At 63.9% G+C, this 16,005-nt stretch carries 13 protein-coding genes; 6 read left to right on the forward strand and 7 right to left on the reverse strand.

The features are described 5' to 3' along the window. Positions 1–333 precede the first annotated feature (333 nt). From OKW20_RS16640 to OKW20_RS16650, 3 genes are read left to right on the forward strand one after another with little or no spacing between them, the layout of a single operon-like run. Positions 334–1,878, forward strand: a complete 1,545-nt coding sequence (locus OKW20_RS16640) for an ArnT family glycosyltransferase (protein WP_429173665.1) — start codon at positions 334–336, stop codon at positions 1,876–1,878. Positions 1,879–1,922: 44 nt separating this feature from the next. Beyond that, complete coding sequence (locus OKW20_RS16645; RefSeq protein WP_429173666.1) at positions 1,923–2,930, forward strand: UbiA family prenyltransferase; 1,008 nt, start codon at positions 1,923–1,925, stop codon at positions 2,928–2,930. Continuing rightward, positions 2,927–3,685 carry an HAD family hydrolase gene (locus tag OKW20_RS16650; protein ID WP_429173667.1) on the forward strand — a complete coding sequence of 253 codons (759 nt, stop codon included), beginning with the start codon at positions 2,927–2,929 and terminating at the stop codon, positions 3,683–3,685. Before OKW20_RS16645 ends, OKW20_RS16650 begins: the two co-directional genes overlap by 4 nt. Here OKW20_RS16650 and OKW20_RS16655 read toward each other — a convergent pair. The 3 genes from OKW20_RS16655 to OKW20_RS16665 are packed head-to-tail and all read right to left on the reverse strand — an operon-like array spanning position 3,669 to position 6,566. Continuing rightward, a complete protein-coding gene (locus OKW20_RS16655) occupies positions 3,669–4,697 on the reverse strand; it encodes an NAD-dependent epimerase/dehydratase family protein (protein ID WP_429173669.1) in 1,029 nt (342 codons plus the stop codon). The two genes, OKW20_RS16650 and OKW20_RS16655, sit on opposite strands and share 17 nt — an antisense overlap. Before the next feature lie 35 nt (positions 4,698–4,732). Beyond that, a complete protein-coding gene (locus tag OKW20_RS16660) occupies positions 4,733–6,205 on the reverse strand; it encodes a GMC family oxidoreductase N-terminal domain-containing protein (protein ID WP_429173670.1) in 1,473 nt (490 codons plus the stop codon). Next, complete coding sequence (locus OKW20_RS16665; protein WP_429173671.1) at positions 6,168–6,566, reverse strand: hypothetical protein; 399 nt, start codon at positions 6,564–6,566, stop codon at positions 6,168–6,170. Before OKW20_RS16665 ends, OKW20_RS16660 begins: the two co-directional genes overlap by 38 nt. A 193-nt stretch (positions 6,567–6,759) precedes the next feature. Here OKW20_RS16665 and OKW20_RS16670 point away from each other — a divergent pair, with 193 nt between their 5' ends. After that, positions 6,760–7,203, forward strand: a complete 444-nt coding sequence (locus OKW20_RS16670; protein ID WP_429173672.1) for a GtrA family protein — start codon at positions 6,760–6,762, stop codon at positions 7,201–7,203. Positions 7,204–7,271: 68 nt separating this feature from the next. On the opposite strand, the gene OKW20_RS16675 is transcribed toward OKW20_RS16670, so the two are convergent. From OKW20_RS16675 to xylF, 3 genes are all read right to left on the reverse strand, one after another. Next, the gene (locus OKW20_RS16675) at positions 7,272–8,057 is read right to left on the reverse strand and encodes an ATP-binding cassette domain-containing protein (protein WP_034793927.1); all 786 of its coding nucleotides are present in this window, start codon (positions 8,055–8,057) and stop codon (positions 7,272–7,274) included. Between the two features lie 12 nt (positions 8,058–8,069). Continuing rightward, the gene (locus OKW20_RS16680) at positions 8,070–9,395 is read right to left on the reverse strand and encodes a sugar ABC transporter permease (RefSeq protein WP_205238077.1); all 1,326 of its coding nucleotides are present in this window, start codon (positions 9,393–9,395) and stop codon (positions 8,070–8,072) included. Positions 9,396–9,622: 227 nt separating this feature from the next. Then, a complete protein-coding gene (gene xylF, locus OKW20_RS16685; RefSeq protein ID WP_043611674.1) occupies positions 9,623–10,660 on the reverse strand; it encodes a D-xylose ABC transporter substrate-binding protein in 1,038 nt (345 codons plus the stop codon). A 346-nt stretch (positions 10,661–11,006) separates the two neighbouring features. Between xylF and OKW20_RS16690 the strand changes: the two genes are divergently transcribed. Further along, entirely contained in the window at positions 11,007–12,233 is a 1,227-nt protein-coding gene (locus OKW20_RS16690) for an ROK family transcriptional regulator (protein ID WP_043611672.1), read from the forward strand. Between the two features lie 117 nt (positions 12,234–12,350). Beyond that, positions 12,351–14,711: a bifunctional diguanylate cyclase/phosphodiesterase gene (locus tag OKW20_RS16695; protein WP_429173675.1), complete on the forward strand. Its 2,361-nt coding sequence runs from the start codon at positions 12,351–12,353 to the stop codon at positions 14,709–14,711. A gap of 82 nt (positions 14,712–14,793) precedes the next feature. Here OKW20_RS16695 and iolG read toward each other — a convergent pair whose 3' ends face one another. Beyond that, positions 14,794–15,786, reverse strand: coding sequence for an inositol 2-dehydrogenase (gene iolG / locus OKW20_RS16700; RefSeq protein WP_429173676.1), 993 nt, complete (start codon positions 15,784–15,786; stop codon positions 14,794–14,796). Positions 15,787–16,005: the final 219 nt, after the last annotated feature.

Below are 16,005 nucleotides of genomic sequence, written 5' to 3' on the forward strand. Positions count from 1 at the left end.
TGAGCGGTTCTTAGCCTAGCTTGCGCGTCGCTTCAATGGTCATTGCAAGAGATTGTGGTAGAAACAGCCATCCTGTGCCCGCGTTGTGATCGTGGCGCATCGCTTCGGGCAATCGCGCCGGGCGATGGCCAAGCCAAATGACGGGATCACCCACCCGATGTAGCTAGAATTGGTCAGGCAAACCGCCTTGCGACGAGGGGCGGTGCGTTATAAATTCGTCATTATAGATAATTCTAAATTAAGATACCCAGTGCTCGAGTAGGCAAGCGTTCCAGTAACCAAGTGCTCCAGTACCCAGTGCTCGCGTAATTGCTTCAGGCGAGGGGGCAGATTTTGGTCAACCGATATCTCACGACCGGCGAACCGGCGTTGGAGAGGCTGCGCTCCGATCCCGTATTGATGTGTCTGGTTGCGCTCGCGGCCGTGCTTTTCGTGCTGAACACCTGGAACGGTATCGGCATCCTTCCGGATTCGACGCGTTACATGCAGATCGTCAGCACGCCCTATGACGCGCCGCTCTACGCGTGGATGCTGGCTGCCGGGGGATCCCTTGGATTTGCGCTCGAGCATGTCGCGCTCGGGATCGCCTTTCTGCTTTATCTTCTCAATACCTGGCTCGTCGTTTCGTTGTTCAGGACGGCGCTGCCGGACCAGCCGTTCTTCGTGACCGTCGGAACGCTTTTGATCATCGTCAATCCGACTTTCCTCTGGACGAGCACCATCGCGATGTCGGAGGCGCTGTTCCTGGCGCTGACGTTTCTCGGCATCCGTTTCTACATACGCTACATGCGGGGCGAGGGGCGGGGACCCTTGCTTGCCTCATCCGCCTGCGTCGGGTTTGCCATGCTCGCTCGCTTCGTGGCGCCTCCGGTGGGGGCAGCCTTTGCCACCATCGCGCTCTTCTACAATTCAGCGCGGTCCCTTCGCCAAAGGCTCTTCGATGTCGCCCTCCTGTTCGCCGGTAGCGCCGGTATCTTTCTTGCCTGGGTGATCGTCAGCAAGCTGCTCGTCGGCCGGTCGGTCGGCCGCGCGCTCTGGTTCTATGGCAATGCCGATGCCGATCGCTGGCTGGGTGGGCTGTCGCTTCTGGCAAGCTTTCTCCTGCCGAGCCAGGTGCCGCAGGTGATCCGCATCCCGGTGCTGCTTCTCGCGCTCGTCGCGGCGACGGTTGTCCTGGTGCAGACGCTGAAGCGAAACTGGCCCGAACGCCGGCCGGACGACCGCGATCTGATGACGCTCATCTTCGGCCTGTTTGGATATTTCTACCTGCTGTTCGTCGTGCTTGCCGTTCATGTGGAGGCGAACCTGCAGCTCAACACGCGCTACTCGCTTCCCTTCTATGTCGCCATCATCTTCGTCCTGGTGATTGCAGCGGCAGACTATTGCGGTCGCGTCGATGCCGCACCGGTCGTCCAGCGTTCGCTGGCGCTGATCCTGCTCTGCCTTCTTGCCATCCACGGACTGCGCAGCACCGCCCAGACGGCGGAAGCTTTCCGTGAAGGGGTGGGCTTTCAGAGCACGGCGTGGAAGTCGTCGCCGATCGTTCGCGCCGTCAGGGCGTTGCCGGCCGATGCGGTCATCTTCACCAATGCCTGCGACCCGCTCAATTTTCTGACGCGCCGCTCGACGGACTGGATACCGTCCCATAGCGAGCGGCGCACCGGCCTCGAAAGCGATGCCGGTCCGCTCGACCTGCAGCTCGAGCGGTTTCGCGAGGATATGGCGCAGAAGAATGCCTATGTCGTCTTTGTCGATGCGATCGACTGGCGGTTCTACCTGGTGACGGAGAAAGAACTCGTCAAACTCGCCAAGCTGAAGCTCGTGCGTTCCGAGAGCGACGGTCGCATCTACCAGACGGCAAAAACCGGCGCGCCGTAGGCGCCCGAGACAGGCGTGCGTGGTCTCTAGACAAGGAGAGAGACATGCCAGTGAACCCTGAAGAGACGACGCGCATCGAGGCGTTGGGCGCCCAGCCGCAGGGGAGGGCGAGCGACTACTTGTCGCTGGCCCGGTTCGACCACGTCACCAAGCACGTCTTCATCCTGCCCGGGCTGATCCTCGCCTGTGCCCTCAGCGAGCCCGATCCGGCGGCTCTGGTCATCAACATTCCCGTGGGGCTTCTGAGCGCCGTCGCGATCGCATCGGCCAACTACGTCATCAACGAGTGGCTCGACCGGGAGCGCGACGCGGCCCATCCGACCAAGTCGCAGCGTCGTGCCGTCGTCGTCGAGATGCAGCCGCGCATCGTCTACGGCGAATATCTGCTGCTTGCCGCTATCGGACTGCTGCTTGCGTCGGTGATCGGCAAGCTGTTCTTCGCCACGTCGCTGCTCTTCCTGCTGTCCGGCATCCTCTACAACGTCGAGCCGATCCGGGCGAAGGACAAGCCCTATCTCGATGTGCTGACGGAATGCCTCAACAATCCGATCCGCTTCCTGCTCGGCTGGGCGATCGTCGATCAGGTGACCTTGCCGCCGGTCAGCGTGCTTGCGGCTTACTGGATGGCAGGCGCCTTCCTGATGGCGGCCAAGCGGCTCGGGGAATATCGCGACATCGCCGCGAATGCCGGGGTCGCGGTCCTGAAGAAATACAGGCGGTCGTTCGAGTACTACACCGAGGAGAGCCTGACCGTTTCCTGTTTCGTCTACGCGATGATGACGGCGTTTCTGCTCGGCGTTTTCCTGGTGAAGTACCGGGTGGAATACATCCTCGTCTTTCCGTTTATCAGCGGCCTCTTCGCCGTCTATCTCTGGCTCGCCACGCGCCCCGGATCGGTGGTGCAGCGGCCGGAAAGGCTGTTTCATTCGCGCCGGCTGGACGTCATGCTGACCTTGACCGTCGTCGTCTTCCTGTTTGCGAGTTTCGTCAACGTGCCGATGCTGGACTTCATGGCCGCCTCGTTCCTCGTGCCGATATCGTCGCTGCAATGACCGGTTCGACGCTGCCAAATGGGCTCGTGCATTGGGATCGAGTACGCCTCGTGGTGTTCGATCTCGACGGGACGCTGTACGACCAGCGGCGGCTCAGGGCGCGAATGCTGCTTCGGCTGGTTGCGGATGCGGCGCGCAGGCGCAGCCTTGGCACCATCCGCATCCTGCGCGCCTTTCGCGACTGCCGGGAGGAACTGGGCGATGCGTTGGCGACCGATGTGGCCGAGCGGCAATACGAACTGACCGCGGATCGGTGCGGGCGGTCGCCGGAGACCGTCAGGAAAACCGTCGAGGAATGGATCGAACGGCGTCCGCTCGATCTCCTTCCTGCCTGCCGGTGCCGCGGTGTCGAGCGGGTGTTTGCCGGCCTTGGGGCTCAGGGAAAGACGATTGCCGTTTTGTCTGACTATCCGGCTTCAGAGAAACTGAAGGCGCTTGGCCTTGGCGCCAACATCGTCGTTTCCGCGATGGATCCGGAAGTCGGCGTTCTGAAGCCGCATCCGGCCGGTCTTGCCCATGTGCTTGCCTGTGCGCAGGTGCCGGCGGAGCAGGCGATCATGATTGGCGACCGGGTGGAGCGCGACTGGGCGGTGGCGCAGAGCCACGGCATGCGCGCCCTCATCCGCAGCGCAAGGCCGATTGCCGGCGTCGATACGTTTCGCAGTTATGACGACGAGATCTTCTGGCCGGTGACGGAGCCGCTGCCGATGGGCGCGCCGGCTCCAGCGCCCCGCTCGCTCACGATATCATCTTGAGCAGCCAGAGCGCGCCCTGTTTGAGCGGCGCGCGGTGCGGGCTCTTTGCGGTGACGGCGGAGGCGACCTTCGCGCTCTGCCGATACCAATCGTAACTCTCCTGCAGCATGGCTTCGTTGGAGTATTTCGGCCGCCAGCCCATGGCAAGCAGAGGCTCGACGTCGAAGTAGCATTCCTTGTGGTAGGTAAGATAGTGCCACGGCACCAGCGGCGAGACCCTCAGCCAATGCAGCGCCCGGAGCGTGTTGATGGTGGCGGCAGTCGGCAGGCTCCGGACCTTCGAAGTGCTGCCGGCATAGCGGATCAGGGCCTCCAGGTCGTGACGCAGCGTGCCGAAGCGGTCGGTACCGACATTGTAGGTGCCGCTCCGGCCGGCCTTGAGTGCCAGCATGTAGAAATCCATGAGATCATGGGCGTGGACGAACTGGAACTTGATGTTGCCGGAGCCGATGACATAGACGGCGCGGTTTTCGCTGATCCACTCGAAGAGGATCTGGAAGATGCCGAGCCGGCCGCCGCCAAGGGTCGCACGGGGGCGGATGGTGATCAGCGTCATATCTGCGGCCGCGCAGATGGCTTCGGCTACCTCTTCGCCGGCGCGCTTCGATTTGCCATAGGGCTCCACCGGACGAAGCGGGGTCGCCGCGGTAATCGGGCCGGACGGCGGGATGCCGTAGGCGGCGGTCGAGCTGACATGGATCAGCGACCGTACGCCCGCTTTTGCGGCTTCCTCGCAGACGATGCGGGTCCCCTCGACATTGACGTTCCAGTAGTCGCGCCCCGCATCCGTCTGCGCCACCAGCGCCGCATTGTGGTGAACGACGTCGACGTCGCGCATGGCGGCGCGCACGCCGTCGCGGTCGAGCACGGAGCAATTGACGAACTCGATATCGGCCGGGCGGGAGCGATCCTCCCAGAGGTCGAGCACCCGCACCTCGTCGCCGTGTTCGCGCAACCGTCGTGCTGCGAGGTTGCCGATGAAGCCCGATCCGCCGGTGATGAGATGTCGCATATGTCCCTCCAGCCCTGTCTGCGGGAATTCTCCGATCAGATCGCCCGATCCTCGAGCGCGCGTGTGACGTTGCGATGCGCGACGGCCATCACCGTTCCTTGCGGATTGACGACCGTCGGGCCGCACAGAAGCGAAGCGTCGGCGATGTAGAGATTGTTGGCGCCATGCACGCGCCCGAACGAACTCGCCGCGCATTTTTCGGCATCCTCGCCCATCGGGCAGGAGGAGAAGAGGTGAAGTGCGGTGGCGTTTGCCTGCTTCGGAGGAAGCGTTTCGGGAAGCTTGGCGATATCGGCCAGCGATTTCAGCACGGGATAGCCCGGAATGCTCGGATAGACCGCAAGGGCGCCGGCGGCAAAGAGAACCTCCGCGAGGCGTGCAAGACCGACGGCCAGCTCCTTCAGGTCCGAAGGTTGAAGGCCGACCCGCACCAGGGGATCGCGAAAGCCGGGCAGGGATCTCACCTTGCCGGATCCGCCGGTGCTCTGCACGTAGTAGATCGCCATGCGCCGCCAGTCCCGATCGACCGCGTCGATCATCTCCGGATGCGCCGCCATGGCAAGCGCCAGGGCCGGCCGCTTGCTCATCGAGCAGCCCATGCTGAAGCGCGGGTCGAATTCCTTGATCTGGTGGACAGGCTCGAGCTCGCCAGGGGTGTTGAGCTCGTCGGGGAAGACCGCCACCACCTTCAGCATCGGATGGAAGCGCAGGCTGTCGCCGACGTGGCGGGTGATGCCGGAGCGGCGCAGCAGCCACGGGGTCTGCACCGCGCCGCCGGCAACGATGACGGTTTTTGCCTTCAGCTCGATCTGGCGTGTGCCTCCCGCCCCCTTGCTGCGCGCATGCACGGTCCATTGCCCGTTCGCATGGGTAAGCTTTGTCGCGCAGGTATCGGCCAGCAGCATGCCGCCGGCATCAAGAAAGCGCGGCACGAAGGTTGCCGACATCGATTGCTTGCGGCCCGGAGATCCGCCGGCCCCGGCGGCGGCGTAGGCGTAGAGGCGCGGCACTTCGAGGGAAGACCAGCCGAGCCGCTGCGCACCCTCGTCGAGCCGTGTCGATAGCTGCGGTGCGGGGCCGGGCAGGTATTCGACCCTGGCGACCGCCTCGCAGGCATCGAAATGCGGGGCCAGCGCTTCAAGCGTCAGCGCCTCGACCCGATAGTCGCGGCTCCAGCGGTCGAGCACCGCCTGCGGCGTGCGGTGGTAGAGGCCGCGGTTGATCTCGCTGCCGCCGCCGACGCAGCAGCCTTCGACATAGGCGATCTTGGTAGCGCCGAAGCCGATGTTGATGCCGGCGTTGCGGTACTTCTGAAGGATCTCCTCGCGGGAGAAATGCGGCGCAGACTCTAGCGCCAGATGCGGGCCTTCCTCGATCATCAGCACGGACTTTCCCGCTTCCGCGCAACGGGTGGCGGTCACCGCGCCGCCCGGGCCGGAGCCGATGACGATGATGTCGGGGGCGAGCCTCTCAGGGGCCAGCCGGCGCTCCGGTTGCGACAGGTTCATGCTGGTAATCCTGGCCGTAAAGGTCTGAGTAAATACAGAATAATGCCAATGACATATGGAACTCGACGAAGCGCCGCCGGAACTCGAGGCGGGATTGCCGCCATTTGTCGAGTTCGGCCAGTCGGTCGTCGAGCGAAAGCTGATGAAAGAACTTGCCTCTGCGCAGCAGCGGCCAGGCATTGAAAAGAAGCACGAGACTATGGAAGGGCGGGCGCAGATAGTCGGGCATCTGACGATGAACTTTCAGCAGGAACTCTGCCGCACGGACGCCCAGGGCGCCGCGGCTGTCATCGGTCGCGCCGCGTTCATGGGCGATCGTCTCGCCGAGCGCCAGGATGGCCTGCTGAAAGTGCTGCGACATGGCCCGAGCCCCGTTATCAAGCCGACCCCTCGTAAGGAGCCTGACGCTGTTTTGATGAATACGGTTGTCTGCTCTTTACTGCCTGTATTTCTAGCTGCTCTTATAAGCAAAAGCTACTAAAACGTTGTTTTCGGCCAGGCGACGACCGTCTGTGCGCCAGTCGCCGGACGTCGCTCGATGCGAAAGGCACGGCATGAGACGCCTTCTGGATATGAGCTTTGTTCGCTATTTCGCCTGCGGCTGCATCGCGGCGAGCCTGCAGGTGGCCACGCTCGCCGCGCTGGTCGAGACGGCGCGGCTCGAACCGGTCTATGCGTCCACCATCGCCTTCTACTTTGCCGTCGTCGTCAACTATTTCCTGCAGCGGCGTTTCACCTTCCGATCCGACGAACCGCACCTGAAAGCGTTGCCGAAGTTCTTGGCTGTATCGACCTTCGGGGCCGGAATAAACGCGGTCGCCTTCACGCTGCTATCGGCCGTCATGCACTATGTCGTTGCCCAGGCGCTGGCGCTGCTCCTGGTCTTTTCGGTGAACTATGCGCTGAGCCGGACGCTGATCTTTCGCGCCGGCAGCGCGGGGGAAGGGCGCGGCACGGAGCCGGCCCGTGCGGCGGGGCGAGCCTCATCGGGCAAATAGAAACGCCGCGCCCGGGGGCGCGGCGTCGTTGAGAGCGCGGTCTTGTGCGATGAAGCCGACCGCTTGGCCTACGCCACCTGCATGGCGCCGGGGCCGGGGATGGCCTTCGGCGGTACCTTGCCCATGATGATCATGCCGAGCACCTCGTCCTTGGTGACATCCTCGGTGCGGGCCTGGCCGACGACTTGGCCGTTCTTCATCACCGACACGCGATCGGCGAGGTCGAAGACGTCGTGGATGTCGTGGCTGATCAGGAAGATGCCGATGCCTTCGCGCTTCAGCTGCTTGATGAGGTCGCCGACCTGGGCAGTCTCCTGCGGCCCAAGGGCTGCCGTCGGCTCGTCCATGATCAGGATGCGGGCGTCGAAGAGGATCGCGCGCGCGATCGCCACCGACTGCCGCTGGCCGCCGGAGAGTGCCTTCACCGGCTCCTTGAAGCGCTGGAAGTTGGGATTGAGGCGTCCCATGACCTCGCGGGCCTTGGCCTCCATCGCCACGTCGTCGAGCGTACCCCACGGGGTGCGGAGCTCTCGGCCGAGATAGAGGTTGGCGGCGGCGTCGACGTTGTCGGCGACGGCGAGCGTCTGGTAGATCGTCTCGATGCCGTATTTCTTGGCGTCGCGCGGGTTGTTGATGTCGGCGGCCTCGCCATTGATCAGGATCTCGCCGGCATCGCGCTTGTAGGCGCCCGAAAGGATCTTGATCAGGGTCGACTTGCCGGCGCCGTTGTGGCCGAGCAGGGCCACGACTTCGCCGGGGTAGAGATCGACGGAGGCGTTGTCCACCGCGTGGATGCCGCCGAAGGAGATGGAAATGTTCTTCATTTCCACAAGCGGAGTGCGTTGGTCTTTCATGGATCGTACTCCTTACTTGGCGCGGGCGCGGTAGACGGTGTCGAGCCAGACGGCGACGACGAGGACCACGCCGACGACGATGCGCTGGAACGGACTGTCGATCCCCAGGAGCACCATGCCCGACTGCAGGGATTGCATGACGAGCGCACCGATCATGGCGCCGGCGATCGTGCCGACGCCGCCGGCAAGCGAGGTGCCGCCGATGACGGCTGCGGCGATCGTATAGAGCTCGTCGAGTTCGCCTTGCGCGTTGGTCGCGGCATTGAGGCGGGCGGTCGAGATCGCCGCGGCGATGGCGCAGAGGATGCCCATCAGCGTGAAGATCTTGACGGTAACCCAGCGGGTCTTGATGCCGGCGAGTTCGGCCGCCTCGGGGTTGCCGCCGAGCGCAAAGACATAGCGGCCGAAACGCAGGCGGGTGGCGATGAAGGTCATGACGATGCCGACGGCGATCGCCATCAGCACCGGTATGGCGATGCCGTGCGAGATCATGAGGCCGCCGTCCGGCCAGGCGATGCCGTTGGCGTCGGCATATTTGCGGGCGATGTTGGTCGGCCAATAGTAGCTGTTGGCAACCGCGATCGCGCCGAGCACCAGGATACAGCCGAGGATCGCCAGGAAGTACTCCGCCCAGACGGGGCGCAGCGGGAAGCGGAAGCGCTTGCGCTGCTTGCGCGAATTGAGGATGGCGGCAACGATGGCGATGCAGGCGAGGATGCCGACGATCCAGCTGGCCGTTGCGCCGATCGAGCCTTCTGTGCCGCCGCCCATCAGGCGGAAGGTGGCGTTCATCGGTGCGACCGTCTGGCCGCTGGTGACGAACCAGGTGGCGCCGCGCCAGACGAGCAGGCCGCCGAGCGTGACGATGAAGGCGGGCACATTGAGGAAGGCGACGATCGAGCCCTGCAGCGCGCCGATGGCGGCGCCGACGGCGATGCCGCTCAGAAGGGTGATGATCCAGATGGCCGGGTGTTCGAGGCCGAGATATTGCGGCAGGAACTTCGCCTGCATGACCCCCATGACCATGCCGCAGAAGCCGAGCACGGAGCCGACGGAGAGGTCGATGTTGCGGGTGACGATGATCAGCACCATGCCGGTCGCCATCACGGCGACAGAGGAGGTCTGAACCGTCAGATTCCAAAGGTTGCGTGGCGTCAGGAACAGCCCGCCGGTCATGATCTGGAAGCCGACCCAGATGATGACGAGCGCGCCGACCATGCCGAGCAGCCGGGTGTCGATCTCGGTGGCGCGGAAGAAACGTTTTACCGGGTTTTCGTCCGCTGTACGGGCGCGATTTGTCTGTGCGCCCTTTGTGTTGCCTTGTGTGATGTCGGCCATGGACGTGCCTTCCCCCCACTTATGTTGTTGATGTCATCGCGTCAGTGGCACCAAGAGCCCCAATTGGACGCGACAAGTCCGGTGCGACGGCAGAAACCGAGCCTGCGTGCTGATTGTTGAGGTCGCGGAAGCGGTATTGTCCGCCGCGTCCGCACCTTGCGCAAGCGCCGCAACGGGTTGCGTTGCGGCGCTTGTCTTTTGTCAGCGCTCAGTTCTGCTGGTGCGGCTTATTTGCAGGCCGCGACGTCGCCCTTGACGCCCTGGCAGGCTTCAGCCTTGGAGATCCAGCCCGCGTCGATGACGACGTTCAGGTTGTCCTTGGTGATCGGCAGGGGAGCCAGGAAGACCGACTGCATGGCGACGCCCTTCGGGCCGCCGTTAAAGGTGGTGACGCCAGAGACTTCTTCCATCTTCTTGCCGCCGGCAAGTTCGACGGCGACTTCTGCGGCGCGCTTGCCGAGCTCGCGCGAGTCCTTCCAGACCGAAACGGTCTGCGTGCCGAGCGCAACGCGGTTCAGAGCCGCCTTGTCTGCGTCCTGGCCGGAGACCGGAACGGAGCCAGCCAGCCCTTGAGCGTCGAGGGCAGCGATTGCGCCGCCTGCGGTGCCATCGTTGGAGGCGACGACCGCATCGACCTTGTTGTCGTTGGCGGTCAGGAACTGCTCCATGTTCTTCTGGGCGTTTTCAGGCTTCCAGCCGTCGGTATAGGCTTCGCCGACATTCTTGATCTTGCCGGCGTCGACGGCTTCCTTCAGCACTTCCATCTGTCCGGAGAAGAGGAAGTCGGCGTTCGGGTCGGAAGACGAGCCCTTGATGAAGACGTAGTTGCCTTCCGGCTTCACCTTGAACACTTCGCGGGCCTGCATGCGGCCGACTTCCTTGTTGTCGAAGGTGATGTAGAAGGCCGCCGGGTTTTCGATCAGGCGGTCGTAGCCGACGACCGGAATGCCTTCGGCAGCGGCCTTTTCGATTGCCGGGCCGATGGCGTCGCTGTCCTGGGCAAGCACGATCAGTGCATTGGCGCCCTGGGCGATCAGCGATTCGATGTCGGTCAGCTGCTTGGCGGCGGACGACTGTGCGTCAGCGGAGATGTACTTGTCGCCCGAGGCTTCGAGGGCTGCCTTGATGGCGGCTTCGTCGGTTTTCCAGCGCTCTTCCTGGAAGTTGGACCAGGAAACGCCGACGACCAGGTCCTTTGCCTGGGCAACGGAATGCAGGGAAACGATGACGGCAACGCCTGCCATCAGCTTCAAAACGGATTTCATTTCATCCTCCCGAGTGAGGGCCGGCCGAGCGTGCGAACCTCCCGCACCATCCTCTGCCAGCCTTAGACGCTGTCGTAGATCGTGCCGCTACACCGTGCGGAATTATTTTCTCGACAGTCGAGAAAATGAATGTCATGGATTTTTGAGGCTGTCAACACGGCGTGAAAGCGTCGGTTGCGGCATCAACAAGGTGCTCCGCGAGCGGTCGTGTCCGATGTTTCTCGACCGTCCCGAAAATCGGTGCCACAAGGCTGTCGACAAGGTGTTCGGCGCCTTGTCTTGCCGGTCAACAGATGCTTTGGGAGGGGCATGTGTTCGAAGGATCCGCCGCTGACAGGGACGTCTCATGCTGACCAAGTCCAGCACTGAGCTCGTGCGTCAGCAAAACAGCGCGTTGGTCCTTGCGGCGCTCCGGCGGTCCGGCAATCTTTCCCATACGGAAATCTCTTCCGAGACCGGGCTTGCCTCGGCGACCGTTTCGGCGATCACCGCGGAGCTGGAAAAGGCCGGCGTGCTCGCCAAGGCCGAGCAGCAGGTCCAGGGCGGGCGCGGGCGGCCACGGGTGCTGTTCACGCCACGCCGCGATCACGGCCATCTGATCGTCGTCCGGATCTCGTCCGACATCGTGCAATATTCGCTGGTCGATTACGGCGGCACGTTGCTCGACCGCTTCGACGAGACCCGAAACCACGATGAGCGCGGTACCGCCCCTTTCGCCCGGGCATTCGTCGATGCGCTCGAGCGCCTGTTGCAACGGTCGAGACTGGAGCGCAGCCAGGTGCTGGCCGTCTCGATCAGCAGCAAGGGCCTGGTGGACGGCGCGTCCGCGCGGCTCCTGTGGTCGCCGGTGTTCGGACGGGAGGAGCTCGATTTCGCCGCGCTGCTCGCGCCGGACTGGCGGGCGAAGGTCATGCTCAGCAACGAAACCCTTCTGGTCGCCCAAGCACTTGCCGCCCAGGCCGAGCGCAAGCCGGAGAGTGGCTTCAGGGCGCTTGCGGCGATCTCGCTCGGGCACAGCATCGGGCTCGGGGTCGCGCGCAAGAGCCAGAGCGGCGAGATGGACGTCAGCGCGCCGAATTTCGGCCACATGCTGCACATGCCGTCGGCGGGCCTTTGCCGCTGCGGCGCCTATGGCTGCATAGAGGCGGCGGCCGGCTTCTACGGTATCCTGCGCGCGGCCTTCGAAGTGCCGGCCGATACCATTCCCGCCAAGTTCGTACCGGTAACGGAACTCGACAAGATCGCCGCCAGCGCCCGGCAGGGCCACCGCATGGCCGGCTACGCCTTTCGCCAGGCGGGCATCGCGCTCGGCAACGGCATCTCGCGCATGTTGAGCCTCTATGAGCGCATGCCCGTCCATGTCACCGGACCGGGCCTCCGCTACTTCGATCTGATGCTGCCGGGGATCGAGGAGGGGCTCGCCCAATCGATGCAGATCCGGCTTCAGGGGGCGCCGGAAATCACGGTCGTTGCCGACGAGCAGCGCCTGGTTTTCGAGGGGCACCTGGCACGGGCGCTCGGCGCGATCGATGGCGATACCGCCAGCGTCGGCGCATCCGCGATGCACGGTTGAGGCGAATTTTCGACGCAACCATTTTTGGGGTTGTGTCGAAGGTGAACAATTCCAGCGATGCAATTTACAGTTATTTAGCGACTCCTTGTCAAGGTGAGCCTGACGCGGGAGACGGTTATGTTTTCAGTGATTGCATGCATACGCGACGATCATGACTGGCGCCTCATCCTGGTTGCCGCGATCGTCTGCCTGGCAGGCAGCGTCGCGACGATGCTGCTCCTGTTGCGCGCGCAGCGAAGCGAAGGCAGCCAACGCGGTTTGTGGATCGCGGCCAGCGGCTTTGCCTGCGGTATCGGCGTCTGGTCCACCCATTTCATCGCCATGCTCGCCTATGATGGCGGCGTTCCCGTCGCCTATGGCGCCTGGGGCACGCTCCTCTCGGTGGCCGTGGCGATCGCAGCGTCCTGGCTCGCCTTTGCGATCGGCCTTGGCGGGCGCTCGCATCTTTCGATGACCTGCGGCGGCCTGCTGCTCGGCACCGGCATTGCGGCGATGCACTTTACCGGCATGCGGGCGATCGAGATCCAGGGGCATATTTCTTACGATCCCGAATCGACGGTCTCCGCCGTGCTCGCCGGGACGATGCTGGCCGGGGCCGCGCTCTACGCCTTTCAGCTCTTGCGTGGCGTGCGGCGCATGGTCGTCGCGTCGCTGCTTCTGGTCGTCGGCATCTGCGTGTTGCATTTCACCTCGATGAGCGGCATCACGCTGGTGCCCGAGACCGATGTCGCCGTTGCCGAGACCATCCATCCCGCCTGGCTTGCGGGCGGCGTCATTGCCGCTTCGACCACATTGATCGTGCTCGCCTTCGGCGCGCTCTTTCTCGACCGGCACCTGACGGATCTGCGTGGGCTCGCCAATGCATCGCTTGAAGGCATGGCGATCGTCTTCGACGGCGTGATCGTGGACGCCAACGAGCGCTTCGCGGGCCTGACAGGCCGCAAGCTGTCGGAGCTCTCCGGGCGGTCTCCGGCGGATATCTTCGTTTTCGGCGAAGAGGGATTGGACGCCCACAGGCACGGCGATGGTCCGGGCGAAATCGATCTTCTGAACGCGGAAGGCCGCACCATTCCGGTGGAGTTCATGTGCCGGACGATCGAATATCGCGGCCGGGAGTGCGACGTGATCTTCGTGCGCGACCTTAGGGCGCGCAAGGAAGCCGAGCGCACGATCGAACATCTCGCCCATCATGACGCGCTGACGGATCTGCCGAACCGCGCCTTCTTCGACCGCAGGCTGGCCCAGACGCTGGCGGCGGCGGCTGCGAGAAACGAGGAGCTGGCGATCCTCTGCCTCGACCTCGACCGCTTCAAGGCGGTCAACGACATCTTCGGCCACGGCGAGGGCGACCGCATCCTGAGGAAGGTCGCCGATATCCTGCGGGCGGCCGTCGGCGAGCAGGATACGATCGCCCGGCTCGGCGGCGACGAATTTGCGATCATCCAGGTGGGCGGCAGGGAGCCGGAGGCGGCGCGGCAGCTGACGGACCGGATCCTCGCGCTGTTTGCCGCCGAGATGGACACCAATCGCGACCCGACCGCCGTCGGCGTCAGCATCGGGGCTGCGATCTTTCCGGCCGACGGGCAGACGGCGGACCAGTTGCGCAACAATGCTGACACGGCGCTCTACCGCGCCAAGCAGAGCGGCAAGGGCATCGCCTGCTTCTTCGACCGGGAGATGGACGAGGCAGTCCGCACCCGCCGCCAGATCGAAAACGACCTGCGCCATGCAGTGCTTCGCCGGCAGTTCTTCCTCGAATACCAGCCGCTGGTCGAGGTCCAGAGCGACCGGGTCATCGGCTATGAGGCGCTTCTGCGCTGGGAGCATCCGCAGCGCGGGCTGATTGGCCCGGATGTCTTCATCCCGATCGCCGAGGAGAGCGGTTCGATCATCCAGATCGGCGAATGGGTGCTGGAGCAGGCTTGCACGGAAGCGGCGAAGTGGAACGAACCCCTGCCGATTTCCGTCAACATTTCGCCCGTGCAGTTCCTCTTGCCCAATCTTTTTGACCAGGTTGCGAACATCCTGCGCCGCACCGGCCTTGATCCCTGGCGGCTCGAGCTCGAGATCACCGAGGCGGCGCTGATGCACAATCGCGAGGACGTGCTGGCGGTTCTGGTGCGTCTGCGGGTGCTTGGCGTGCGGATCGTCATGGACGATTTCGGCACCGGCCATTCGTCGCTCAGCAACCTGCAGACCTTCCCCTTCGACAAGCTGAAGATCGACTGCAGCTTCACGGCGGCGCTCGAAAAGGACCCTTCGGCGCAGGCGATCGTCAGGGCGATCATCGCGCTTGGCCACAGCCTCAGGCTTGCGGTGGTCACCGAGGGCGTCGAAACCGAACGGCAAAGACAGATCCTCGCGGAGGAGGGCTGCCTGCAGATACAGGGCTTCCTCTCCGGTAGGCCGGGGGCCGCCCCCAGTACCGGCCAGGAAACCGCGCGCTGGGAGAAGGTGCCGGCGCGCGCCGACGGCTGAAGCGGCTACGACCGGGCAGTGTGGCCACGAAAAAAAGCCGGACATAGGGTGCCCGGCCTTTTCAGTTAATCGTGCCGAAGGCTCAGGCGACGCTGATCTGGCGCTTCTCGACGACGGACTTCACAGCCGCATCGGCAAGTGCGAGGGCCGCGAGGCCGTCCTTGCCCGATGGCGTGATTTCCGCGCCCTTTTCGATTGCGGCGATGAAGCTCTCGATCTCGTTGGCATAGGCTTCGGTGTAGCGGGTCATGAAGAAATCGTGCAGCGGCGGGCGGGTGTAACCGTCGCCATTGGCGATCTCGATCGAGACCGGGCGCTGGTTTTCGGCCGAAGCCACGCCCTTCGAACCGTGCACTTCGATGCGCTGGTCGTAGCCGTAGGTGGCGCGACGGGAATTGGAGATGATCGCCTGCTTGCCGGACGCCGTCTGCAGGATGACCGAGACGCTGTCATAGTCGCCGGCTTCGCCGATCGCCTTGTCGACGAGGACGGCAGCGGTTGCCGCCACCGAGACCGGCTCTTCGCCGAGCAGGAAACGGGCCATGTCGAAGTCGTGGATGGTCATGTCGCGGAAGATGCCGCCCGAACGCTTGATATAGTCGACCGGCGGGGCGCCCGGATCGCGCGAGGTGATCGTCACCATTTCGACATCGCCGATCTTGCCGGCGTCGATCGCCTTCTTCACGGCCATGAAATGCGGGTCGAAGCGGCGGTTGAAGCCGACCATCAGCTTGGCCTTGGTCTCGCTCACGACCTTGAGGCAGGCCTTGACGCGCTCGGCGTCGAGATCGACGGGCTTTTCGCAGAAGATCGCCTTGCCGGCGCGGGCGAAGCGTTCGATCAGGTCGGCATGGGTATCGGTCGGCGTGCAGATGACGACGGCGTCGATGTCCTTCGCCGCTTCGATCGCTTCGATGGTGCGGACCTCGCAGCCATACTGCTTGGCGATGGCATCGGCGGCGGCGGGGAAGGCATCGGCGACGGCAACAAGCACAGCGTCCGGATTGCCGCTGACGGCTTTCGCGTGAACCTTGCCGATGCGGCCGGCGCCCAGAAGACCAAATCTGACTGTCATCTCTGTTTCTCTCGAATTCCGGTTCGCGACCGGGAAGGGGCGTGATGATCGGCGCTCATCGCGCAAAGGCGCCGCGGAACGCTGCTTCCGCGAATGGTTTGCAGAATTGCCACGAAAGACCGCGCGTTGGAACGCTGCGCTCAGCACCTCTCCCTTGATACCTCCATTTCCACTCGGTCACTTCTTTATTTGGAACGAAGTCTCCGATGTGGATTATTT

Source organism: Ensifer sp. LBL (assembly GCF_050435225.1).
GTDB lineage: Bacteria > Pseudomonadota > Alphaproteobacteria > Rhizobiales > Rhizobiaceae > Ensifer.